The sequence below is a fragment of the Micromonospora craterilacus genome (genome assembly GCF_003236315.1).
Lineage (GTDB): Bacteria > Actinomycetota > Actinomycetes > Mycobacteriales > Micromonosporaceae > Micromonospora > Micromonospora craterilacus.
Map to the genome: position 1 here is coordinate 1 of NZ_POTY01000554.1, position 470 is coordinate 470.

At 74.5% G+C, this 470-nt stretch carries 1 protein-coding gene; it reads left to right on the top strand.

Annotated elements, in window-relative coordinates:
* Positions 1–115: 115 nt before the first annotated feature.
* A partial coding sequence (locus C1I95_RS34395) for a response regulator (protein ID WP_146605958.1) occupies positions 116–470 on the top strand: 355 nt, incomplete at its 3' end.

Sequence of the window (470 nt, forward strand, 5' to 3'; positions counted from 1 at the left end):
GGCGGGGGCTGGTCGGTATGCGGGAGCGGGTGCTGCTGCTCGGCGGCGGGATGACCGCCGGCCCGGACCAGGACCGGTGGCGGGTGCGGGTGCGGCTGCCGATCGGGGCGGCCGGATGAGCACCGACGTGTTGATCGTCGACGACGACGAACTGATCCGGATCGGGTTGCGGGCGATCCTCGACGCCCAGCCGGACCTGCGGGTGGTCGCCGAGGCCGCCGACGGCGCCGAGGTGCCGCCGCTGGTCGCCCGGCACCGGCCGCAGGTGGTGCTGATGGACGTGCGGATGCCGGGGATCGACGGCATCCAGGCCACCCGGCAGCTGCTGGCCAGCTCCGCCGAGCCGCCCCGGGTGCTGGTTATCACCACCTTCGCCAACGACGAGTACGTCTACGACGCGCTGCGTGTCGGGGCCAGCGGCTTCCTGCTCAAGCGGGCCCGGCCGGCCGAGGTGGTGGAGGCGGTACGGG